At 46.2% G+C, this 23,995-nt stretch carries 17 protein-coding genes and 1 pseudogene; 15 read left to right on the top strand and 3 right to left on the bottom strand.

From position 1 onward, the window contains the following. Window positions 1-482 precede the first annotated feature (482 nt). Window positions 483-4,439, top strand: coding sequence for an S-layer homology domain-containing protein (locus tag AC0MA3_RS22785; protein ID WP_474657918.1), 3,957 nt, complete (start codon window positions 483-485; stop codon window positions 4,437-4,439). A 195-nt stretch (window positions 4,440-4,634) separates the two neighbouring features. Next, window positions 4,635-5,648: a hypothetical protein gene (locus AC0MA3_RS22780; protein WP_474657917.1), complete on the top strand. Its 1,014-nt coding sequence runs from the start codon at window positions 4,635-4,637 to the stop codon at window positions 5,646-5,648. Between the two features lie 16 nt (window positions 5,649-5,664). Here AC0MA3_RS22780 and arr read toward each other — a convergent pair whose 3' ends face one another. Both arr and AC0MA3_RS22770 read right to left on the bottom strand, forming a co-directional pair. Then, window positions 5,665-6,081, bottom strand: coding sequence for an NAD(+)--rifampin ADP-ribosyltransferase (gene arr, locus AC0MA3_RS22775; RefSeq protein ID WP_474657916.1), 417 nt, complete (start codon window positions 6,079-6,081; stop codon window positions 5,665-5,667). A gap of 327 nt (window positions 6,082-6,408) precedes the next feature. Further along, entirely contained in the window at window positions 6,409-7,707 is a 1,299-nt protein-coding gene (locus tag AC0MA3_RS22770; protein WP_474657915.1) for an MFS transporter, read from the bottom strand. 360 nt (window positions 7,708-8,067) lie between these two features. Here AC0MA3_RS22770 and AC0MA3_RS22765 point away from each other — a divergent pair, with 360 nt between their 5' ends. The 8 genes from AC0MA3_RS22765 to AC0MA3_RS22730 all read left to right on the top strand — a co-directional run bounded on the left by AC0MA3_RS22765 (window position 8,068) and on the right by AC0MA3_RS22730 (window position 18,236). Continuing rightward, entirely contained in the window at window positions 8,068-9,057 is a 990-nt protein-coding gene (locus AC0MA3_RS22765) for a tRNA dihydrouridine synthase (protein ID WP_474657914.1), read from the top strand. A 338-nt stretch (window positions 9,058-9,395) separates the two neighbouring features. Next, the gene (locus AC0MA3_RS22760) at window positions 9,396-14,108 is read left to right on the top strand and encodes a fibronectin type III domain-containing protein (RefSeq protein WP_474657913.1); all 4,713 of its coding nucleotides are present in this window, start codon (window positions 9,396-9,398) and stop codon (window positions 14,106-14,108) included. Window positions 14,109-14,281: 173 nt separating this feature from the next. Further along, on the top strand, window positions 14,282-14,851 hold the full coding sequence (locus AC0MA3_RS22755) for an SF0329 family protein (protein ID WP_474657912.1): 570 nt from the start codon (window positions 14,282-14,284) through the stop codon (window positions 14,849-14,851). Between the two features lies 1 nt (window position 14,852). Further along, on the top strand, window positions 14,853-15,032 hold the full coding sequence (locus AC0MA3_RS22750) for a hypothetical protein (RefSeq protein ID WP_474657911.1): 180 nt from the start codon (window positions 14,853-14,855) through the stop codon (window positions 15,030-15,032). Window positions 15,033-15,094: 62 nt separating this feature from the next. Beyond that, window positions 15,095-16,111, top strand: coding sequence for a carbohydrate-binding protein (locus tag AC0MA3_RS22745; protein ID WP_474657910.1), 1,017 nt, complete (start codon window positions 15,095-15,097; stop codon window positions 16,109-16,111). 232 nt (window positions 16,112-16,343) lie between these two features. Then, the gene (locus AC0MA3_RS22740; protein ID WP_474657909.1) at window positions 16,344-17,132 is read left to right on the top strand and encodes an SDR family oxidoreductase; all 789 of its coding nucleotides are present in this window, start codon (window positions 16,344-16,346) and stop codon (window positions 17,130-17,132) included. A 299-nt stretch (window positions 17,133-17,431) separates the two neighbouring features. Continuing rightward, a complete protein-coding gene (locus AC0MA3_RS22735; RefSeq protein WP_474657908.1) occupies window positions 17,432-17,740 on the top strand; it encodes a hypothetical protein in 309 nt (102 codons plus the stop codon). A 31-nt stretch (window positions 17,741-17,771) separates the two neighbouring features. Then, window positions 17,772-18,236 carry a hypothetical protein gene (locus AC0MA3_RS22730; protein ID WP_474657907.1) on the top strand — a complete coding sequence of 155 codons (465 nt, stop codon included), beginning with the start codon at window positions 17,772-17,774 and terminating at the stop codon, window positions 18,234-18,236. Window positions 18,237-18,313: 77 nt separating this feature from the next. Here AC0MA3_RS22730 and AC0MA3_RS22725 read toward each other — a convergent pair. Further along, window positions 18,314-18,637 (bottom strand): annotated as a pseudogene (locus tag AC0MA3_RS22725) (HAMP domain-containing protein); the annotation flags it as partial. Window positions 18,638-18,934: 297 nt separating this feature from the next. On the opposite strand from AC0MA3_RS22725, the gene AC0MA3_RS22720 reads away from it, so the two are divergent. The 5 genes from AC0MA3_RS22720 (at window position 18,935) to AC0MA3_RS22700 (ending at window position 23,897) form a co-directional block, all read left to right on the top strand. Further along, the gene (locus tag AC0MA3_RS22720; RefSeq protein WP_474657906.1) at window positions 18,935-19,957 is read left to right on the top strand and encodes a restriction endonuclease; all 1,023 of its coding nucleotides are present in this window, start codon (window positions 18,935-18,937) and stop codon (window positions 19,955-19,957) included. A 402-nt stretch (window positions 19,958-20,359) separates the two neighbouring features. Then, a complete protein-coding gene (locus AC0MA3_RS22715) occupies window positions 20,360-21,058 on the top strand; it encodes a nuclease-related domain-containing protein (protein WP_474657905.1) in 699 nt (232 codons plus the stop codon). A gap of 342 nt (window positions 21,059-21,400) precedes the next feature. Beyond that, the gene (locus tag AC0MA3_RS22710) at window positions 21,401-21,970 is read left to right on the top strand and encodes a GNAT family N-acetyltransferase (RefSeq protein ID WP_474657904.1); all 570 of its coding nucleotides are present in this window, start codon (window positions 21,401-21,403) and stop codon (window positions 21,968-21,970) included. Window positions 21,971-22,241: 271 nt separating this feature from the next. Beyond that, complete coding sequence (locus AC0MA3_RS22705) at window positions 22,242-22,808, top strand: DUF4256 domain-containing protein (protein ID WP_474657903.1); 567 nt, start codon at window positions 22,242-22,244, stop codon at window positions 22,806-22,808. Between the two features lie 348 nt (window positions 22,809-23,156). Next, entirely contained in the window at window positions 23,157-23,897 is a 741-nt protein-coding gene (locus AC0MA3_RS22700) for a hypothetical protein (protein ID WP_474657902.1), read from the top strand. The last annotated feature ends 98 nt before the right edge of the window (window positions 23,898-23,995 follow it).

Raw genomic sequence — 23,995 nt, 5'->3', positions numbered from 1 at the left:
TGTGGAGAGTGTGGCGCTGTTGATTAATCAAATGGCGTGTGAATGACCTGATGTGAACTCGGCCGGATTCTGTTCAATTAGGCTTATGTAGGATCAGATGAGAAGTTGTCTATTTTCGTATTATATTAAAATCATTCGTGCATTACCCATATTTAGACTTTCCCTTCCTGTTGTTATTATGAAAGCTGTTACAGCAAGTATTTGGCGGATTAGTGTGGTCAGCAGATGCAAGGCTGCATCAAATGTCACGGCTGTAAATAATCGAGGTCTTCTACCCGTCCGCTATTGTGAATGCGTTTTCAAACCTTGTCTGCCATTTATGTTCAGAGGGAGGTGTTTGGATTAATCGGTAAGCCAGACATGACGTAACCAAAGGAGAGAACATTAGGAAATACGATATCTTCATCCAAAACAACATATTAATTGGGGTGACTCTAAAACGAGACTTTAGAGGTTTCCTTAAGAAAAGGAGTCAAACTAAGATGAACAGTCGAAAATGTGTAATCAACATCTCCCGCCTCCTCATCGTCATCATGTTGTTCTCCGTATTCACATATGCTCCCGTCCCAGCTGCTGCGGCCGGAGACGAACTGTCAGTTGAACTGAACGACCTCATTGCTCAAGCCGAAGCGTTAAAAACCGGCAATCAGGAATTCCCGCTCCAAGTCAGTCAGTCTGTCTATGGATCCGTCTATGGTTCCGATGTGAACCGAGCTTTTCCTTGGGTGCATGTCGACGAACTCCAAGCTCTTAATAATGCTCTTGAGTTCGCGCGCAAAGCGGACACTCCCACCGCCGAAGCTATAGCGATTCTTAAAGAAGCAATCGTGGTTTTTACTGGAAAGATCAAATCAGACGGTTCCGATCCCTATTTCCGTCTTGATCCGGGTCCGGGTAAAGTTCCTGTAAAAGTAACTGCGCCCACTAATAACTGGACTGCAAGAACTCCGCTTGACAATCGTGTCCCCGCCGACTTTGCCGGTGGCACATTCTCAATGATTCCGTATCCTTTTGCAGATTCCCAGGGCAAAGCTGAAGTGCTCCAGATTAATTACGCCCATAGCGGAAAAAGCACGTTCGGCGGCATAAGTATTGAATCCCCGTTGTCCCCGGCCGTAAATGTCACAGAGGGTTCAACGATTGAATTCGATGTCTACTATCCCAAGAGCGCGCAAGGCAAATACATGAGGTGGAGAATCAGAAATACTAATACTAACCTCGATACCTACCTCAGGGATTACCAGTACAACAACCTGAATCCCGACTGGGTTGGCAGCTACAACGGTGAATCCTGGTTGAAGGCTCATCACAGCATTACCGCCTCAACGGGCAATTCCTCGAACTTTATTCTTGAGCTTCATGGTGAGAATGCCCGTCCTGCGGAAACCGGAATGCTGCTTGTCGCCAACATCCAGATTACTGCACCTGATCCTAACGGCATTGCGCTTCCCGACGTAGTCAACAAGGAACACCAGAGTGCCGTAGCGCCTCTAAAGAGTGTATACAATAAGGAGAATGGCCTGTTCATGGTCGGTGCGATCGGAACCGGAGCCGTAACCGGAACCAGAGCCAATCACTATGAAATCTTTGTCGACGGCAACAATCTGAAGGCCGATGGAACGCATCCCCGGGGCCCCGAATGGCTGAAAAGCGTTAACGGCGAGGCCCTGAACGGCGCAACCACTACCCCTGGCTTAGCGGAATACAGCTTCCCGACCAACGCTTATCAGGCGATCAGGGATTCCGGAACTCCCGGACAGTACAAGTCTCACGGCCATGTTCTGGCATGGTACAATCAGGCCCCTGGATGGATGACGCAGATTATTCCCGCGAACCTTTCCTCAGGGTATAATGGCTCGACCGATTTCTACGGACTGGGCAACGGCGTTACAACTACAGTTAAGGTAGACAAAGAAATGGCGAGAAGAGTGCAGTTTAACCACACCATGTATGTGATGCGGCACTTCCTGACCACAGATACGAAGTACGGCTCAAGCGTATCCCGTGGAGTCATCCCCTTCAATTCATGGGATGTACTCAACGAAGAGGTTCACGAAAGCCGCCACAGCGAACTCATCCCCACGAATGCGAACAGCTGGAGAACGAGCCTGAAACACACCAACTGGCTTGCTGCAATGTCGGATGATCAAATTGGCGGCGACATCACGGAGCATTACGTATACCTGCTCTTCAAAAACGCACATATCGCGGCTCCCAACGCCAAGATGGCGGCAGCTTACAAGGCCAATTACGCGAACCTTCCGGAGTACATGAAGCTCGACGGGCACGACAACAACGGCAGTATTGATGCTTACATCGTTGACAATCCTCCGAAGCTGACCTACAACGATTACGGACTTGCGACCCGCAGTAAAGCGAGGACCGTCTACAACATGGTTCTCGAATTAAATACCGCATGGCGCTCCGATCCGCTGTATGACGGAAGACCCCTGATCGAAGACATCGGTATCCAGGGACATGACGCGGTGGGTAAGACCCTTGCAAGCGATAACCAATATGCGATGGCCCTCTATGCCTCTCTCATTGACAGGGGCCTGCTATCTGGTATTACCTATTCTGAGCTTGACCTTAAGGTGCCGACTGATGCTCCCGGAGGAGGCGCGACCGCTCCTGCTGTGCTTAATGTCAGACAGTCGGATGCTCTTGGTTATGAGTACGCGCTGCTGTACAAAATGTTCAACAAGTTCGCCCCGTATATCGATCACATCATCAGCTGGGGCGTATCCGGTTCAGGATGGCAGGGAAGTTATGTCCTGTTTGACGGTCAGAGCAATGCGAATGCCGGCTACTATGGCGCCATGAATCCGGACAGATTCATTCTTGGACATTCGTATCTGGATGGTTACTTTGCAGGCGAATATGAGACAATCCGGAACGATGCCATTGACCTTGGCGATCTTGGAGTCTATAGACCCGGCAGTGTGAATGCGGACCTCAGCAGCTTGACTCTGAGTGCGGGAACACTCCAGCCGGCGTTCAACGCAGCAACCACCGAATACGATGTTTCCCTGCGGGATGCTGGCAGCATTACCGTGACAGCGGCGGCGGCAGACAGCAGATCATCCATCAAAGTGAACGGCACGGGGGTAGCCAGCGGTACAGCTTCCGGAGCTATAGCGCTTACACCAGGTACAAGAACGGATATAAAGGTTGAGGTAACAGGTGCAGACGGCAGGGTCAAGACATACACCCTAAAAGTAACCAATAGCAAGACAGAGACTCCGTCCACCCCCGGCTCCGTAACACCATCTTCAACGCCTGCACCTGCAGTACCAGTTGTTCAGGATCAAAAAGTAACCATGCAGACAACGGTGGAGAATGGAACCGCATTTGTTAAGGCGCTGGATCTGGCAAAAGTAAAGGAATTTATGGAGAAAAATGTTACCCTAGACATACCAGTGGCGCAAGGAGTGAATTCATACTCGGTATGCTTGCCAACTGCAGCACTGACAAGCGGAACAAAGGATGACAAACTCACGATTTCCACTGTGCTGGGTAAGGTAGTAATACCCGGTAATATGTTGACGGGCACAACTGAAAGCAGCAGCAAGGAAGTAGCGCTGGAGATTGGAAAAGGCGACAAGTCCAAGCTCCCTGCGGAAGTGAAGGCGGCTCTCGGCGATAGGCCGATCATACAGCTTAGTCTTAAGGTGGATGGAAAAGAAACGGTCTGGAGCAATCCCAGTGCACCTGTAACCGTATCCGTGCCTTACAAGCCGTCTGCGGATGAATTGAAGAATCCCGAAATGATTGTTGTCTGGTACATTGACGGAAGCGGAGATGTTCGAACAGTACCGAGTGGACGCTATGCTCCCAAGACCGGTATGGTAACCTTCACAACAACTCAATTCAGCAACTACGCAGTAGCTTACGTATCCAGGACATTCACAGATCTCGGAACGGCAGTATGGGCCAAGAACGCGGCCGAAGTACTGGCGGCAAAGGATATTCTCAAGACAGAGGGTCATGTATTCAATCCCTCAACCGATATCACAAGGGCAGATTTCCTCTACTCCCTTGTCAGGGCACTTGGCTTGACTACAAGAGTAAATGGGAATTTCAGCGATGTACAGAAGAGTACTTATTACTATAATGAAATTGCAATTGCCAAAGCTCTTGGTATTACGAATGGCATAGACAATGACAGATTCGGCAGCACCTCTAAGATCACAAGACAGGACATGATGGTGTTGACCGAAAGAGCCTTGAAACTTGAGAAGAAGTTGAATAACCAGGGTGAGGCTGCGGATTTGGAGAGATTCTCCGACAAGTCCGAAGTTGCCTCCTATGCGGTGAACAGCGTAGCTGCGATGCTTAAGGAAGGGTTGATCGAAGGCAGCGGCAACAAAGTCAATCCGACTGGAAACACAACCAAAGCAGAAGCTGCGGTGTTCCTCTACAGACTGTATAATAAGTAAGAATTTCGCATAAGGATGATAGAAACCGTGACAGCTATTGCTGTCGCGGTTTCTGCTATGTGTATCAATTTATGTCTCTGACCATTCCCCAAATGTAGTTCTTGGAGGACTTATAGAGATAAATGCCGAAATTTATCAATTAAGAATAATATCCTTGGAAAGTTTCATTTAAATAGTTAGAGGGAGATAAATTGTATGCTTTCTGAAAAGTATAAGGAAAATTGTTATGAACATATTGAAGGTTCAGTTCATTATTGTAATGAAGATTTAAAGGCTTTTAAGGGGAACGAGCTAAATATAAACTATGCCATTGTAGATAGTATGGAATTTAACGCGAATAGTAGCGTATTTGATGATAAAACCTATAAATTGAAAATGAATTCTGAGGTCTTCGAGAAAACATTTCATATCTTAAACACATTATTGTACAAAGAGAACATTAATTTCTATAGGATCATCTCTGGCGGTGAGAAGACATATAACAGTGAAAAGGCAAACTTATATTTAGATTTAATGCATGCAATCTCGACAAGATTAATCATTTTCCACGAATTAGGCCATATTTATAATGGCCATTTAGATTATTATCAGTCTTTTAGAACAGGAGCCCAGGGATTATCCCTTTTCCTGAATTCAAGTGAAAATCAATTACCTCCTTTAGAGAGTCAAGTACTCGAGATGGATGCAGATGCTTTTGCTGCTACAAGAATAATAGGTCAGTTCACCTTTTCACCAAACATCGAAGCCTACAATAAGATTATTCCTGATCTATTTAAGCACCATATTCATTCCTTGATTTTGGTAATTATTAGCTCATGTATTACATTTAGCATTATGGGATTGGGACGAAAGAGAGAACCGGGAGACTATCTGAGTTCTAAATATTTGCCGCTTAGAACAAGACAGGATTATTTTGTCAGGTGTGCTCTGAATGCTTACAAGATATTGAATGATGATCAAACGATTTATCAGGAATCAGAATTATTAGATATTAATTTCTATAGAGAGGTATTATTTAATGTTGAACAGTATGTGAATTTGTATTATCAAGAAGCTTTAGGAATACACAAGGATGATATGAATTCAAGTAACAACAAGAATGAATTAGACGAAGTGTTAATTAAGCATGCAGATTTTTTAGAAGACTTTTGGTCTATAGAAATGAGAAGTAAGTTGTTACCATTTGCCCATTTGGGTTTGGCTTATTAAACGGAGATAATCTGTCTTAATCGTAAATTACGAATTTCCCTTGTTCATGCAGCTTGTTTATGGAGGTCATCATATGATTGATTTGTTCATCGGAATGTCTTTCCCACGCACTTAATTCAGCTACGATTTTCAGTGGTGATTTAGATCGATAGGAACGTGTCGGGTTCCCGGGAAATCTTTTGTCCGTTACGTTCGGGTCATTCTCAAATTCACCTAATGGTTCTACAATATAAATTCTTTCTTTCAATGTAGAGGCCGCTAATTCGGCACCCCATTTAGCAGCCTCTAATGTTGCTGTGAAATAGATATGGTTGGATTTTTTATCTTGGTAATTCGATAAGTGTTGTGGTTCTAAATGATCGCCAATGTTTAATTCGGCTTTTGTCCCGTGGAAAAATGGCCCCATATCCAAGACATCTTTCTTGTCCTCCATTTTAATACACCTCTTTTATTGGATTTGTATACAACAGTATAAGTTAGGAATTTCCAAAAGAGTAGTCTACAAATCATTGTTATAAAGCGTTATAATGAAAGTAGAGGAAAGGTTATCGGACGACGATAACGATTCAAACTTAATGAGTGAGGAACGAAAAGCACGGCGATGGAACCGAACCATTGCTTTTTTTTTGCGTTCTTTAAGGCGGCTCCGGCAAGCACCCTGTGCACATTTGGCAGATACCTGGGATATAGCAGGATAATAAAAAGCACAGGGCAGCTGTTATAAGCTACCTTGTGCTAATTGCAGTTGGAAATGAAGATACTATTCTTCCAATCTCCAGATATGCTTATCCGCCCGGAACGGCAGGCAAGAACATGCGCCAAAAATTCCGATCGCAAGAAATAGCAAGGCTGCTCCAGAGCCCTTTCCTGTTCCGACTAGTGCGACCCACAGGCTGTCTATCGGTTGCACGGCCATAAAGGGTTCAAACACCCTGTCAACCAACACACCACCGCACAGATATCCCACAGGAATGGTAAAGAACTGTAAGGTATTCCTCGCCGAATAGACACGCCCTTGCATCTCAATCGGGATTGTGGAGCGGAAAAGTACGTCCATGTTAGCGTTCATCACAGGAATGAATACCCATCCGAGGATGGCGCCCAAACACCACACAGGTGTACTTCTGCCGAAGGCAAGGATGAAATTCTCGGAGCTCATGGAGAAAAGCAGGCAATTCAAAATGACCCGAACCCGGCTTTTAGGCGGCGGTAGAATAGCAACCGAAAGGCTTCCGACCATCATGGCTATCCCAGTAACGGTGTTGACCATACCCAGCGCGAACTCGCCGCCGCCAACACGTGAGAGCATCATTGCGGGCAGGGCAGCATTGAAGATCGAGGCGGTAAAATTGATCACGGCCAAAAAAAGGATCAAATCCAGGATGCCCCGGTTGTCCCGGAGATACCGCAAGCCGCTTTGGGCAGATTGTAATATTGTCTCGCTTCCCGCGCTGCTCCGGGTTGGAACTGGCGGGATATGGACAAAGCATAGCAGCGCCATGAATGCCGTGGCAAACGTAATCAGATCAAACAGAATAACAACCCGGATACTGGTAAATGAAAGCACTGAAGTGGCGAGTATAGGCGTCAGTATGGTAACCAGCGAATTGGAAAAGGAGCGCATCCCGCTAACCTTCTGGTAGTGTTGTTGCGGAGCCAACAGGCTGATCGCTACATCCGACGCCGGCTGCTGTACAGTGTTCATCAGTCCAGTTAAGGTATTGATCAAATACAGATGCCAAATCTGGAGTGTACCCGTTATCAGTAGAATAAGGACCGTAATGGTACAAAGTGCAGCAAAGCTGTCACTGATCAGCATGGTGGCCTTCTTGTTCCACCGGTCGCTCAGTGCACCTGCGAAGATACTCAGCAGGACATAGGGTGCGTAAGAACAGATGGTCAAAAGCGAGCTGGTAAGAGCTGACCCTTGCTGCTGATAAGACCAGATCACCAAGGCGAAGGCGGTCATTGCACTACCCAGTGCTGAAAAAGACTGTGTAATCCATAAAATCAGGAAAGTCCGAAGCTCCCTGATGTTCGTTTTAAATGTTTGTATCATGACTCTGCTCCTCTTTCAAAGAATTCTTAACGATTCAATGAAAGTGCAAAGCCGAACGGACGAACTGTAATCCGCTCCGTGCAGTTTCGTCCGGTTCAGACCTTGCACGGAGCAGTGCCACTGCATATTTTCATGTGTATTCTCCTTCTTTATCGCCCGAATTTGAATTTACCTAATAGTAAATTCTTCTTTATTTTACCATGTGCAATCCCTGAAAATAACTATATAATTGCAATTCAAAAGATGCACATTTATTGGCTGCGCATGCTTCTCACGGGGTTATGATATACTTTGTTTTACAGGTTAGTTTACTACTTCGGGATAAAGAGTTGTCCCGGTATAAATAGAGAGGTTTTGAATATGACAAATAACTTTTGGCGTGATTTACCACGGCCATTTTTCATACTGGCGCCCATGGAGGATGTGACGGATGTGGTGTTTCGTCATGTCGTAAGTATTGCTGCCAGACCGGATGTGTTTTTTACGGAGTTTGCGAATTCAGAGAGCTATTGTCACCCGGAGGGGCACCATGCGGTACGCGGGCGTCTGACTTTTACAGAAGATGAACAGCCCATTGTAGCGCATATCTGGGGAGATAAGCCGGAATACTTCCGGCAGATGAGCATCGGTATGGCCGAGGAAGGCTTCCGGGGAATTGATATTAATATGGGTTGTCCTGTAGCGAATGTAGCAGAGAACGGGAAGGGAAGCGGCCTGATCTGCCGTCCTGAACTCGCAGCGGAGATCATTCAGGCCGCCAAAGCCGGGGGACTGCCCGTAAGTGTCAAAACAAGGCTCGGTTTCACGGACATCGACGAATGGCGCGGCTGGTTAACCCATATTTTGCAGCAGGACATTGTGAATCTGTCCATTCATCTGCGCACCAGAGAGGAAATGAGCAAAGTAGATGCCCACTGGGAGCTGATTCCGGAGATCAAGAAACTTCGTGATGAGGTGGCCCCCCATACCCTGCTGACCATTAACGGGGATATTCCCGACCGTCAGACTGGCCTGAAGCTCGCTGAAGAGTACGGTGTGGATGGGATTATGATCGGGCGCGGTATTTTTCAAAATCCGTTTGCCTTTGAGCAGGAGCCTAAGGAGCACAGTAGTGAGGAATTGCTTGATCTGCTGCGGCTGCATCTGGATCTCTATGATCAATACGCAGGACAGGCACCACGTTCGTTCAGCCCGCTTCAGCGATTCTTCAAAATCTACGTCCGCGGATTCCGCGGGGCCAGTGAGTTAAGAAATAGCTTAATGAACACCAAGTCGACTGGTGAAGTACGTGCGCTGCTTGATGAGTTTGGGAGTAGGGAGCAGGACGGGGCGGAGGAACTTGGAGATTAAGCTGCTGTATATTCAGCATTGTACTCGGAACGCCTCTACGAGAAGCTCTGCCAGCGGAGGTAAATAGTTAAATAATAGAGTCAGGGCTGTAGCAGCCTTGGCTCTTTTTACTTTTTCACAGAATGGTCTGTCTTAATAACATAAGATCGCCTACTCAGCGTTAGAATTATCTAAATTTTTATAAAAAATTTAAAGGAACACAAAGCTTTATGTCGAAACTGTAGACTTAGTTAACTATGAAAGGACGGATATCTATTAATACTATGAAATTTCTAAAAAAGTCATTGATGTTGCTCCTTTGTATGCTCATTCTATCTGGAGGACTCACTAATTTTCAAATGATGGGGGTTGTATCCGCAGCGGCATCAACAGTGACTTTTAACGCGACTGAAACTAACGCAGGCATATGGGACGACGGGATTGCTGAGGATGGCGATGGAGGTTCGTATAATATTCCTAACCTTACTTTACAATTTTTTAATATCAGCGATACTAACGGAACAATAATTCCAAAGACATTAGTACATGGAGATTCGTATGCGCATGACTTTTTCAATGCACTTTCAAGCTATGATATTGACTTAAGTAATAATGGCTGGAAAGGAATGGGGATAAAATCAGCAGATGGAGCAGAGTTTCAGATCAATGGTTTCCTGTATTCAAATTATGGTGAGATGACTCCGATTACAATTGCCGTAGTTGGATACCGCGACGGGATTATAGTTGCGAATGCTTCATTTCAAACAGATGAGATGATGGATGGATATGTAGCCAAGAATGTCTCCCTGAATGAGAATTTTGATAACGTAGATAAAGTCCTTCTGTATTCAAGTACTCCAAGTTGGCACGGGATTAATAATATCGTGATTGACGGCGCAGTTGTTCCAGTGCCAATTACAGACTTTGCAAGTATAGCGAAGACGAGTACAAGCGCAACGTTTGGCTGGACGGCAGCAAGTGGAGCGACAGGTGTAATCATTCAGCAGTCGCCAGCCGGAGCGAATACCTGGACCACAGCGACGACGGGTGCCATTGCAGTGAATGCGGGAACAGCTGCTGTGACGGGATTAAGTCCGGCAATGAGCTACGACTTCCGGCTGGTGGTCACAGGCGGGGCAAATGCGGGGAACTCGAACACGGCAAGTGCGACGACTGACGCAGCACCCATTACCAACTTCGCAAGCACAGCGAAGACAAGCACGAGCGCAACGTTTAGCTGGACGGCAGCGAGTGGAGCGACAGGGGTAATCATACAGCAGTCGCCAGCCGGAGCGAATACCTGGACCACAGCGACTACGGGTGCCATTGCAGTGAATGCGGGAACAGCTGCTGTGACGGGATTAAGCCCGGCAATGAGCTACGACTTCCGGCTGGTGGTGACAGGCGGGGCGAATGCGGGGAACTCGAACACGGTAAGTGCGACGACTAACGCAGCACCCATTACTGACTTCGCAAGCACAGCGAAGACAAGCACGAGCGCAACGTTTGGCTGGACGGCAGCGAGTGGAGCGACAGGTGTAATCATTCAGCAGTCGCCAGCCGGAGCGAATACCTGGACCACAGCGGCGACGGGTGCCATCGCAGTGAATGCGGGAACAGCTGCTGTGACGGGATTAAGTCCGGCAATGAGCTACGATTTCCGGCTGGTGGTCACAGGCGGGGCGAATGCGGGGAACTCGAACACGGCAAATGTAACAACTGACGCAGCGCCAATTACTGACTTTGCAAGCACAGCAAAGACGAGCACGAGCGCAACGTTTAGCTGGACGGCAGCGAGTGGAGCGACAGGTGTAATCATACAGCAGTCACCAGCTGGAGCGAATACCTGGACCACAGCGACGACCGGTGCCATCGCAGCGAATGCGGGAACAGCGACCGTGACGGGATTAAGTCCGGCAATGAGCTACGACTTCCGGCTGGTGGTGACAGGCGGGGCGAATGCGGGGAACTCGAACACGGCAAGTGCGACGACCGACGCAGCGCCAATTACCAACTTTGCAAGCACAGCGAAGACAAGCACGAGCGCAACGTTTAGCTGGACGGCAGCAAGTGGAGCGACAGGTGTAATCATTCAGCAGTCGCCAGCCGGAGCGAATACCTGGACCACAGCGACGACGGGTGCCATTGCAGTGAATGCTGGAACAGCGACCGTGACGGGATTAAGTCCGGCAATGAGCTACGACTTCCGGCTGGTAGTCACAGGCGGAGCGAACGCGGGGAACTCGAACACGGCAAGTGCGGCAACTGACGCAGCGCCAATTACTGACTTTGCAAGCACAGCGAAGACGAGTACAAGCGCAACGTTTGGCTGGACGGCAGCGAGTGGAGCGACAGGTGTAATCATTCAGCAGTCGCCAGCCGGAGCGAATACCTGGACAACAGCGACGACTGGGTCCATTGCAGTGAACGCGGGAATAGCGACCGTGACGGGATTAAGTCCGGCAATGAGCTATGATTTCCGGCTGGTAGTGACAGGCGGAGCGAATGCGGGGAACTCGAACACGGTAAGTGTAACAACTGACGCAGAACCAATCACCGACTTTGCAAGCACAGCGAAGACAAGCACGAGCGCAACGTTTAGCTGGACGGCAGCGAGTGGAGCGACTGGTGTAATCATTCAGCAGTCGCCAGCCGGAGCGAATACCTGGACCACAGCGACGACGGGGTCCATTGCAGTGAACGCGGGAACAGCGACCGTGACGGGATTAAGTCCGGCAATGAGCTATGATTTCCGGCTGGTAGTGACAGGCGGAGCGAATGCGGGGAACTCGAACACGGTAAGTGTAACAACTGACGCAGAACCAATCACCGACTTTGCAAGCACAGCGAAGACAAGCACGAGCGCAACGTTTAGCTGGACGGCAGCGAATGGAGCGACAGGTGTAATCATACAGCAGTCACCAGCTGGAGCGAATACCTGGACCACAGCGACGACGGGGTCCATTGCAGCGAATGCGGGAACAGCTGCTGTGACGGGATTAAGTCCGGCAATGAGCTACGATTTCCGGCTGGTAGTGACAGGCGGAGCGAATGCGGGGAACTCGAACACGGCAAATGTAACGACTGACGCAGAACCAATCACCGACTTTGCAAGCACAGCGAAGACAAGCACGAGCGCAACGTTTAGCTGGACGCCAGCAGGTGGAGCGACAGGCGTAATCATTCAGCAGTCGCCAGCCGGAGCGAATACCTGGACCACAGCGACGACGGGTGCCATTGTAGCGAATGCGGGAACAGCGACCGTGACGGGACTCACCGCAGCAACAGACTATGACTTCCGATTGGTAGTCACAGGCGGGGCGAATGCGGGGGACTCGAATACGGTAAGTGTAACTACAGCTACGATTCCAGCGGCCCCGACGAATGTATCAGCAGTTGCTGGAAATGGGCAAGCCGTAATTAGCTTTACAGCCCCAACCGATAATGGTGGAATGGCAATTACGGGATACGAAGTGACAGCTTCACCGGGAAACGTAGTTATGGGCGGAACTGCAAGTCCGATTACAATAACAGGCTTAACCAATGGAATAAGTTATACCTTTACGGTGAAGGCGATTAATGGAGTGGGCAGTAGTGTACCTTCTGGTGCATCTAATGCTGTTATCCCAACGGCACCAACACCAACACCAACACCAACACCAACACCAACACCAACACCAACACCAACACCAACACCAACACCAACAGCGACAGCGACAGCGACAGCAACAGCGACAGCGACAGCAACACCAGCAGCAACACCAGCACCAGCAGCAACACCGGCTCCAACATCATCACCAACACCAACACCACAGACCGGAACAGGCGTTGATGTGCTCGTTAACGGTAAGGTGGAGAATGCGGGAACGGCAACAACAAGTAACCGAAATGATCAAACGGTGACGACAGTTACCATTGACCAGAAAAAGCTGGACGACAAGCTTGTCTCTGAAGGCCTAAATGCGATTGTAACCATTCCGGTTAATGTGAAGTCCGACATAATTGTAGGCGAACTGAATGGTCAAATGGTTAAAAATATGGAGAATAAACAGGCTGTATTAGAGATGAAAACGGATCGGGGAACGTACGTCCTGCCCGCACAGCAAATTAATATTGACTCGATCTCCAATCAAGTTGGTAAGGCAGTTGCACTGAAGGATATCACCATTCAGATTGAAATTGCAGTGCCTACAGCAGAAAGTATGAAAAAGGTAGCGGATGCGGCAGCAAATGGATCGTTTACTTTGGTAGCACCACCCCTTGATTTTACAGTGAGAGCAACAAGTTCTGGTACAACAGTTGAAGTATCTAAATTTAATATTTATGTAGAACGCACTATCGCTATTCCAGAAGGAATTGATCCTAATAAGATTACGACAGGCGTTGTAGTTGAACCGGACGGAACAGTTCGTCATGTACCCACTAAGATAGTTACAATCGACGGTAAATATTACGCCAAGGTCAACAGCTTGACGAATAGTACCTATTCGATTGTCTGGCATCCGCTTGAATTCAGTGATGTCTCGGACCACTGGGCAAAAGCTGATGTCAACGACATGGGGTCAAGAATGGTGGTTGAAGGCACAGGAAACAGCATGTTCAATCCCGAACAAGATGTTACACGAGCTGAATTTGCAGCGATCATCGTTCGTGGACTGGGGATCAAGATGGAGAATGGTGTGAGTGGCTTCTCGGACGTGAAGGCTGCAGACTGGTTCAACAATGCCATAAATACAGCTAAGGCATATCACTTGATCGACGGGTTTGAAGATGGAACCTTCCGTCCGAACGACAAAATTACCCGCGAACAGGCGATGGTGATTATTGCCAAAGCGATGACGATCACGAATTTAAAAGCAAAGCTATCTACTCCATCGGTAGAAGCAGCACTTCGTCCTTATGCTGATATGGCCGAGGTTTCCAATTGGGCACGGAGCAGTATTGCTGACACCATACAGGCTGGCATTGTATCGGGAAGAAGCAGCACAGAGGTTGCACCAAAAGACTACATGACTAGAGCTGAGGTCGCAACGATCGTGAAGCGGCTTCTTCAAAAGTCAGAATTAATTTAGTATCCTTTCAAAAGCGGGGGTAATCCTATTGATGTCCTAAGAGACATGAAAGGATTACCCTTTTCTTTTTGTGGGAAAATTAACGTAGAATATAAGAGGATCGAGCTGAATGGAGAGGGAGAGTAACCGGGGCCAACAAACCGTTCATCTGTTTGTATATGGAGGGGGATCACATGTCCTGGAGCAAACTGAAGCAACAACTGGAGGGCTTTCTTAGTCCTGCGTTAGAGGGAAGAGTAGAATACCGTGCACCGGGTTACCGTTATCTGCCTGATAAATCAGGGATTTGTTATATCTCGGTAGATAAAAAGAACGTACTCAACATGAGTGATAAGACAAACCCTATTAGATGGTATCAATCGGAGCTGGACATTAAGAATGATCCGGATATCCAAATTCCTATCACTAGTGGCGACATTGAAGCGGTCAGACAAGCCACTAAGGGGCCAGTGCCAGAGGATCGCCTAATCGTAATGGCCAGAAGCAGGAAAAGTACAGAACACGCCAAAGAGCTAATGGCAGCCCAGGCTGCACTCGTTAAATCGAATTTTATCGTGGTGGCTAATAAGTTTCTGACTACTCCTATAGAGCAGAGCTTGGAGAGCAGTGATATGGTACTCAATATTCTGGCATTGATGGATCGACGGGTTGGGAAAAAGCGGATTGTAGGTATGGCAGAGAAGATGGAGTTGAAGCATCCGGTTGTGCGGTGGTTTTATGAGTTGCGGCAGGGGACGTTGTGAAGTGAAATGCGATGCAGCACCAGTAAGAGAATGGTTTGACTTAGGAACGGTATTCCATGGAATATTATCAGCTTTGATAGCTCTGCTGGCGGTGGATGTCAGTGGGGCTATTTGTTATGGCGGCAATCCGTTGAAGTTTATCCATTATGGAATTAATTTCAAAAATGACAATAAAATATAATGCTTTGTGGATCGTCTCATGGGCGAGACCCGGATAAATAAAATTTAAGGAGGTTTAAGAGATTGAATAAAAATGTTTCAGCTAGAGCCGTATCACTTTTGGTAGTAATTGCAGTATTTCTATCCCTATTCTTCACAGCCTTAACGCCGGCACACGCTGCCACCAGAGGAGCATGGGCTCCAAATACGGCATATGCAGTAAATGATACAGTAACCTATAGTGGAAGTACTTATACCTGTCTTCAGGCACATACTTCCCTCGTAGGCTGGGAGCCGCCTAATGTTCCTGCTCTGTGGAAGAGCGGAGGAACACCCACACCGACACCAACACCAACAACACCCCCAACAACAAACGGAGTCACATTCTATGCAGATATCAACTATGGTGGAAAGGCAGTAACCCTTGGAGTAGGCAATTATGTACTGTCTCAGCTGAATGCTTCAGGAATTCCGAATGACTGGATGTCTTCGCTCAAGGTCCCTGGCGGCTGGACGGTTGAAGTATATGAGAATGATAACTTTGGAGGAACCAAATGGACCTATACTGCAGATTCATCCTGGGTTGGCGACACGGTCAATGACAAGATGTCTTCGGTTAAGATTTATACGGGTTCACCCCCTACTTCTGTAACCAAGCCTTCCGAGGTTCCCAGCCACATATGGACCTATGTAATGAATGTAGACAATCAATTCGGTAAAGGCGGAGATTTTGCTTTATTGCTGAGTGCCGTGATCAAAAAGGAAAGCAGCTTTGGAGCAGGTCTGCCGGGCAGTCCATCAGCCGGTGACGGATTGATGCAGGTAGAACCCAACACACGCAATGCCTATCTATCTCAATTCAGCGCCAAATTTGGCCGCGCCTATAATCACAGCAGTGAACAGGATCAAGTTTGCATGGGTGCACTGATTTTGGATGGGAAGATTGTCAGGTTCGGAAATATATATAACGGATTGCTACACTATAACGGTGGGGACAACTGGTATCCAGGCGCTACAGATTCATACGGCCGTCCGATTCTGGCAGATCAATATGCAGATGCCGTTTATGCTACTTATAAGGGGTATGGCGGTAAAAATTAAGAGATTACATTCCAGCCACATCTTATTCTATTCTATTCGATGCAACTAAAAGAAGGCAGAAAGACGCTCGGGATTCCCCCTCGAAGCGTCTTTATTTTTATCCCGGAATAGTTGTTTTCGTGAAAGATAAGGATCGATAAAGGAGAAAGCATAAAGGTATAGAAATACTTTAGAAAATGATACGCCTAGCCCGTTCAGGAATAGCTCCACTTAAGGTGAAGGAGGACTTATTTTGACAAATGTAGTGATAACAGGAAGCACCCGAGGGATTGGGTTATCTATGGCAACGGAATTTCTGCAAGCAGGCTGTAATGTTATACTGTCCGGCAGAGGAGACCTGTTACCGGAAGCGGCTGAGGCAACCCTTTCGCCCTTTAAGGGGAAATACATCTATGTCCCATGCAACGTTCAGAAAAAGGCAAGCCTGCAAAACCTCTGGGACGCCTCTTTGGATAAATGGGGCCAGATAAATATCTGGATCAATAACGCGGGGCAGAACACGCCGCACTTGTTTGCCTGGGAAACGGGCGAAGCTTACACGGAAAATGTTATAAACACAAATATTACAGGCATGATATATGGCTCACAAGTTGCGGCAGCGGGGATGATCAAACAGGGGCATGGCGCGGTATACAGCATGGAGGGTCTAGGCTCCAACAACATGATCCAGCTGAAGACCATATTGTACGGTACTACTAAGCACGCATTAACGTATTTTATGAAAGGGCTTTCTAAGGAGCTGGAGGGTACAGGAATCATAGCGGGGCGGTTATCTCCAGGCATGATGCTGACTGATTTTATCACCAAAACGCCCGACGGTGGGCAGTCTGAGGTCGTCGCAGATGAAAAGTTCAAAAAGGTATTTAATATCTTAGCAGACAAGCCTGACACGGTCGCCAAATTTTTCATACCAAGAATACTCAGCAACACCAAGAATGGTGCGCTAATCGCCTGGCTGACAAACAGAAAGGCTGCATGGCGTTTTTTGACAGCTGGTTTTCGTAAAGACAGGTTGATTTAGAACAAAGAGACTATGCCACGGAGGGAAGGCTGTTCCAATTGAGGGAATCTCCACCTGGCGAGCGCCAGGCAATTTAGCTGCCTGATGATTTGCGCCGTTGATGACCTCAAGGATGCTGATCACGAGTGGGGAAGGGGGATGGTGGGGATTTGAACCGTGGAAGCGAATGAGGGGTTTCGGATGGAGTAAACGACAGAGAAGTTAACAGGGATCGCCCTCCCTTCAGTGAATAGGATTCCAGGATATGGTACGATGGGAAAGAAGTTTAGTTGGAAGTTGCGGACGAAAGGGGAAGGAAGATGGAGGGAGTACACTCTCATAACTGCAATCTGAATATATGGGGCCATCTGCCTGATGAGGTATGGGATAAGGTTGCTGATATCTATAAATCTATGCCTGGTTGGATAGGGTATCGAAATGGGATTCCATATTGGTTTGGGCAAGAGGATGAAGCTGTGTTTATTGAGGCATCCGTTGAGCCGAGTGGATTATCATTTTATGCACAGATGAATCAGAGTGATTGGAGTTCTTGGATTGAAAGGTTTAAATCAGAGGCAACAAAAACATTAGGGTTTAATGTTGGTGAACCTGAGGATGGGTTTATATGAATAAAGAAAAATAACAAGAGAGAAGGATTAGATGGCATTAGAACATGAGTTTTATCTGATTCCTATTACAATTGATGTGGAACGCTTTTGGATGAATAGAGAAAATAACCTTGAAGTTATCGATTGTGTGGTAATTCATGATGACATTATTCTGTACATTATTGATACCTTAAAATGGATTCCAAGTAGAAATCCAGCGTTACATGAAGCACCGATGAGTGCAGGGATAAACTATCATGGCGTGACCCTTTTTGATAAGAATTCTGCCATCACTTTAAAAAGTATATTTTCCTCTTGGAGAGACTTATTTCTGAACTCATCGAATGTGTTAGAACTTACTGGAGAATTTGTTAGGGTCGAAGGTAATACACAATCGGGTCATTATGAAAAGTTAGTTTATAATCGGGATGAGATTATTAAGCAATTTGAAAAGATGATTTCATTTGCTGATAGATTGTCAGAAGGCGGATTTTATTTATACCATTGTGGGATATAGCTCTTTGCTTCTGTTGCATTCTGGGCTTACATAATAAAAGGGGCAGTAGTTCATAGATGACTCGAAAGCTGGTGAAAATCAGTGGCGACCACACCGTCACTCATATTCGCCAGAATGGAGGCCAGCTTCTCCTTCTCTTCTTCATTCTGAGACAGAGCTTCCCGTAACCGGCCTGTCATATAATTAAAGGCCTGGCTTAGCTGGCCAATCTCATCATTGCCGAATACCGGTATTTTACGGTTGAAGCGACCTTCAGCCACTGCCGTCGCATGCCGGGTCATCTCCTTGATCGGATGCGTGATCGTATGCGCCAGAGCCAGCAGCAGTCCTGAGAGGAATACACTGTTAATCCGGCTCATAGTGGCATAAAGATCTTTCATATCAGCAGCAATATAGATCGAGAGTCTGATAAAGGGTGTAGCGGCAGTGAAATTTGTCTCTATGGTTTCATTTACGATGAGATGTCGATTCGGCATAGATCCGGAGCTTCGGAAAATCCACGCAGACGAGCTGGTTGTCTATGATGTGGAGCTAAGTGAGTATCTCTCTAGGAAGCTGATCAGTTTGAAAACAGGAACTCCTGAACCTCCTGTTTCTGCGGCGCAAGCCCAAATGATATACGATCAGTTGGTTCAGGCTAATATCACAGATGCTGAGGTTCGCAAGCTTCATGTACAGAAAATAAAGGGGGATTCACTATGAAAAATATGTGGCTTGTTCGAGCGGGGGAAAGGGCCTATCTTATTAATGAATTTAAAGAAAAGCAAGCTGTGGCGATAGGTTGGGCCCAATTGGGAGATATCGGTGCGGTAAGTACACTACAAGAGATGAAGAAGCTGTTGAAGGCAGGGTATCCTGGATATAAAGAGGGTAAGATTAATATTACTGCTGGCCAGATTTTTCGTTTTGTAAGTGAATTTAAAATAGACGACCAAGTAATCACCTATAATCCTGAAGAGCGTCTCTATTACATAGGAAGAATCAAGTCTAATTATGAATTTAAGCCAAATTATATTACGGATAAACCCCATATTCGCAGATTAGATTGGGAGGGAACGGTATCTAGAGATGTTTTGACGGCGAGCGCCCGGAATACTCTTGGTTCCATAATGACTATTATCTCTATCCCGAATGAGGTTCAGAAGGAATTGCTCAAGCAAATGGTAACCGGACAGACAGAAGGTAATCAACCAAGTCAACCCATAGAGTCTGTGCAAGCTGAGACGGAGGAAGAAGCGGAAGAATTAGAGCTGATCAAGGAAGACGTCATTGAGAAGTCCAATGAATTTATCAAAGATAAGATTGCTAAGTTAGACTGGGAGCAGATGCAGGAACTTGTTGCGGGCATCCTAAGAGGAATGGGCTACAAAACACGAATATCACCCAAAGGGCCGGATCGGGGAAGAGATGTTTTTGCATCCCCAGATGGTCTAGGGCTTGAAGAACCCAGAATTATAGTGGAAGTAAAGCACCGTTCAGGCAGTATGGGATCTAATCAAATACGTAGTTTTACTGGAGGATTAAGGGTAGGGGATCGGGGTATTTACGTATCTACTGGCGGATTCACAAAGGAAGCGAAGTATGAAGCGGAAAGATCTAATATCCCTTTATCGTTAATAGACTTGGATCTGCTCGCGGAATTAGTAACGCAATACTATGATCAATTTGATTCAGAGACACGGACATTAATACCTTTAAGAAAAATATATTGGCCGTTATAAAATTCGAATGTTTTTATATAGACGTTCTTTTGAAGAAGAGCACAAAGCTTTTCAAGCGTTGTTTTCCTCCATGGATTTTGCACGTAAGCCAGAGTTTGAGTATTGGGAGGATAAGCTTTTTTTAAAGCAATCCGTAATTTATGAACGTCTATATCTCCAAGGACTTAAGCATGGAATGCAGCTGCTAACGCCTTAACTGCTCCTTCAGTTCTCTCAGACTAAGGCATGCCCTGTGGCTGCCGGAAAAGCACGTAGTTATTGGAACCAAGGGGGATAAACGCATACTTTATTTTGGGACTGTCCATGCGACAGTCTTTTTCTTATGTATATGTTTGAAAGGGATACATTCCCATTTGTCGAATAACCTATATATTGTAAATCTAGAGGATGCGAGGTTTTACTATGTTTAAAGCGCTATTGTCTCTCTTCAAAAAATCCGACCCTAAGCCGACTCAAGCTGTGCGCAAGCCAACGACTCCCAAATCGAAACCAAAGGTAGCTCCCACACGAATCGGAGAGCTGGGCGAGCATAAAATCAATATCCAACTTGACCAGCTACCTAAGGAGTGTAAATCGTTAAGCGATCTATTGATCCCTAATCCAAAGTCCCGAACTGGGTACAGCCAGATTGATCATATCGTTATTTCCCCGTATTGCTTATTTGTCATTGAAACGAAGAACTACAATGGTGAGATTAAAGGTGGACGAACGGATCAACAATGGTCAGTGAGCAACCGTTACAAGATGTATAATCCACTGAAACAAAACTATGGACATATCAAGGCCATCGAGAGTCTGATAAAGGGTGTAGCGGCAGTGAAATTTGTCTCTATGGTTTCATTTACGATGAGATGTCGATTCGGCATAGATCCGGAGCTTCGGAAAATCCACTCAGACGAGCTGGTTGTCTATGATGTGGAACTAAGTGAGTTTATCTCTAGAAAGCTGATCAGTTTGAAGACGGGAACTCCAGAATCCCCCATTTCCGCAGCGCAGGTCCAAACGATATACAATCAGTTGGTTCAAGCTAATATCACCGATGCCGAGGTTCGCAAGCTTCATATACAGAGAATAAAGCAAAAGACAGAGAAGCATCTATAAGTTACCTATCCTTGGACTAAGGGAGTTAACAGAAATGATCAAACAACTACGAAGCTGGTGGAAGGATACAGGGATTCCTAACCTAACCAAAACTTTCAGATGCAAAGATACTCACCAAGCTCGAATACATAGCGATTTGCCAGTCCAGAAGCAAGGGCAAAGTAAAGGTGCAGCTGGATCATGTGCAGTATGTGGATCTGGGTAAGGTTGTGGAAGTACGAAATATTTAAGTTTAGGCTGAATTTAGCACAGGCTAGGACAAATATGCGCATGAATTATCAAGAAAATAACAAAGGATTATTGTATTATTCTACATACAAGAAAACAGGGAGTGGTGCGGGAATGAACTTAGAGGCAGTTTTTGGGCAGTTTCCGATCCTGCAGTCTGATGATATCGTATTAAAAAAGATTGAAGATGATCATCTGGACGAAGTGTTTGAAATCTATAACAATGACCATGTGTTTGAATACTGCGGCATCATCCCGAAGCACAATAAAGATACTGTGAAGAACATGATCGGGCACTTCGAGAGAGACTATCATAAGAAATCAAGGGTCAAGTGGGGAATCTTCTACAATTCCGAGCCCGGCCGGTTGTTGGGGATTATTGAAGCTCAAGATTTCAATCAAAAGGTAAACGTGGTGACGATTGGATACTTTTTGGCGGAATCGCATTGGGGAAGAGGGATTGCTACTGGAGCGGTAAATCGGTTGCTCGATTTTTTGTTCAGGGAGGTCAACGTCAACAGAATTCAGGCTGAAGTCATGCCTCCAAATGAGAATTCCAAGAAGGTCCTATTGAAGAACGGCTTCACCAAAGAAGGAACGCTAAGACAAGCCACCTTATGGTCTGGTAAAGGGATTATCGATATAGAAATGTACAGTATTGTAAGAGAAGACTATATAAAATGATGAAGATTATTATTCGAAAAAATATGAAGTACATTCTATCTTCCTTCAAACGGATAAGTTTGGGGGATTTTTTGTAGGCTGACTTTTATTGTGAAAGAGAACTTTAAGTTTCGTTATCTAATTGTTCATTGGTGAACGCAGTATAATTTCGATGGTTCCTATTCAATATAATCGTTATACAAATAGAAAAATCTCTTTTATAATTAAAATTGTAAATAACTAGCTGGTAAGCTGGTGAATGGAGTTATCGAAAACTTCGAGGGGGTTCATTATGTCAAATGAAACAGGAAAGTTGTCATCAGAACAACGTGAAGAACTGCTCAGTGCATTGAAAGCCCGATTCGAGAAACATATGAACCGCCATCCAGGTATGGAATGGGATAAAATACAACTAAAGCTGGAAGCGAATACAGACAAACTGTGGTCACTGCATGAAATGGAAAGAACCGGCGGTGAACCAGATGTTGTCGGTTATGATGAAGCGACGGGTGAGTATATATTTTATGACTGCTCAGCAGAAAGCCCTAAAGGGCGCAGAAGTGTTTGTTATGACAACGAAGCGCTGGAATCTAGGAAAGAACATAAACCGAAAGATAGTGCACTTAATATGGCGGTTGACATGGGCATTGAGCTGTTAACAGATGAACAATACCGGGAGCTGCAGAAACTTGGGAATTTCGATTCGAAGACATCGAGTTGGGTGAAAACACCTTCGGACATTAGACAACTCGGTGGGGCTATCTTTGCTGACTTCCGTTACGGCAATGTCTTCGTGTATCATAACGGTGCGGAATCTTACTATGGCGCTAGAGGGTTCCGTGGCTCGCTCAGAGTCTGATTTTGCCCACAAATTCTACCACTGAGTCCAAGATGTATGCCGCCGAGCCGATTGAATATCAGGAATCTTCCTGATATTCAATCGGCTTTTCGCGCTCATTCCCAGAACCCGATTACAAGTTGAAGCATGCCCGGTTTCCGGGGGGATTTACTGGTTGAGTGCAAATTGCAAGCTGCTTTGCCATTGTTCTTCTGTTTGCTCCATCCATTGCATTACTTTTACCATACCTAATGTATGGGATATAATGGATGGGGCGTAGAGATCAAGAAGTAAAGTAAAGAATCGGAGAACGGGTATGCACTTCATGAGGAAGAAAATAACTAACCCGAGAAAGGAAGTGTATGTTGTATGAAGAAGAACTTCACTGTTCTAATCGTTGTCTTTCTATTTGCAGCCGCTATGGTGCTGTTGTTCGGATGGGTGTTGCCTGCAGTTTTACAATTCTATCTGAATAACTACTACATAAGGGGAATTACCCTGCTGGTGATTTTTACCGGGGTCGTGCTTTGGAGACGATTCTCGTGGAGTCATCATATTGTCTATATCATCGCCGTGTTTGCAATAGTGGGCATGATGATGGATACTGCAGGCAACGCCATTTATAATAAGCCGCTTGAATGGATCGTGTCTCCTGTCGGGGAATTGCAGGTCGTGCAGGATGTAAATAATTATGCACCCGGCGAATATGCTATTTCTGATAACATATCGATTCTAAAGCAGGACGGTGAGAGGATCGCGCTTAACACGGCATGGTTGTATCTATATCGCTGTGTGCAGTATCTGGTTGTCTATTCCATGCTCGGGACCCTGCTTGGGGCGGTGGCTAGAAAAATGCCGGAACGTGGACATACGCTCATTCAGACTATAGATGAGACTCTACCGCCAGAGCTGGAACAGAAAGTAGCCGCTGAGATGAAACGCAGAGAAGAAGAAGGCAATGCACGGCGTATTCTCCCCGAAGACATTCAGGCCTCTGTGCGGCAATTGAAGAAAGAAGGAAAGCTCATACGGGCGATTCAATTGGTTCGTATGCATACCGATCTGCCGCTGGGCGAAGCGAAGGAATATGTCGAGAAGCTACAGGGCTGACAAATAGCACAGTCGTACTGTTGAGTGAGTGGATCACGCATAATGAGAATGTAATCTCCGGTAAATACCTGTGACGGTCCGTTACGGGTATTTTGTCA

The organism is Paenibacillus sp. LS-5, from assembly GCF_056121505.1.
Note: the sequence above shows the minus strand (reverse complement) of the source record. Positions and strands in the feature narration are given on the sequence as shown.

Excerpts from the sequence above, each read along its gene's own strand:
- AC0MA3_RS22765 (WP_474657914.1), top strand. The coding sequence starts at position 8,068 with ATGACAAATAACTTTTGGCGTGATTTACCACGGCCATTTTTCATACTG.
- AC0MA3_RS22785 (WP_474657918.1), top strand. The coding sequence starts at position 483 with ATGAACAGTCGAAAATGTGTAATCAACATCTCCCGCCTCCTCATCGTC.
- AC0MA3_RS22760 (WP_474657913.1), top strand. The coding sequence starts at position 9,396 with ATGATGGGGGTTGTATCCGCAGCGGCATCAACAGTGACTTTTAACGCG.
- AC0MA3_RS22735 (WP_474657908.1), top strand. The coding sequence starts at position 17,432 with ATGGAGGGAGTACACTCTCATAACTGCAATCTGAATATATGGGGCCAT.
- AC0MA3_RS22705 (WP_474657903.1), top strand. The coding sequence starts at position 22,242 with ATGTCAAATGAAACAGGAAAGTTGTCATCAGAACAACGTGAAGAACTG.
- AC0MA3_RS22715 (WP_474657905.1), top strand. The coding sequence starts at position 20,360 with ATGTTTAAAGCGCTATTGTCTCTCTTCAAAAAATCCGACCCTAAGCCG.
- AC0MA3_RS22720 (WP_474657906.1), top strand. The coding sequence starts at position 18,935 with ATGAAAAATATGTGGCTTGTTCGAGCGGGGGAAAGGGCCTATCTTATT.
- AC0MA3_RS22710 (WP_474657904.1), top strand. The coding sequence starts at position 21,401 with ATGAACTTAGAGGCAGTTTTTGGGCAGTTTCCGATCCTGCAGTCTGAT.
- AC0MA3_RS22730 (WP_474657907.1), top strand. The coding sequence starts at position 17,772 with ATGGCATTAGAACATGAGTTTTATCTGATTCCTATTACAATTGATGTG.
- AC0MA3_RS22770 (WP_474657915.1), bottom strand. The coding sequence starts at position 7,707 with ATGATACAAACATTTAAAACGAACATCAGGGAGCTTCGGACTTTCCTG.
- arr (WP_474657916.1), bottom strand. The coding sequence starts at position 6,081 with ATGGAGGACAAGAAAGATGTCTTGGATATGGGGCCATTTTTCCACGGG.
- AC0MA3_RS22755 (WP_474657912.1), top strand. The coding sequence starts at position 14,282 with ATGTCCTGGAGCAAACTGAAGCAACAACTGGAGGGCTTTCTTAGTCCT.
- AC0MA3_RS22700 (WP_474657902.1), top strand. The coding sequence starts at position 23,157 with ATGAAGAAGAACTTCACTGTTCTAATCGTTGTCTTTCTATTTGCAGCC.
- AC0MA3_RS22780 (WP_474657917.1), top strand. The coding sequence starts at position 4,635 with ATGCTTTCTGAAAAGTATAAGGAAAATTGTTATGAACATATTGAAGGT.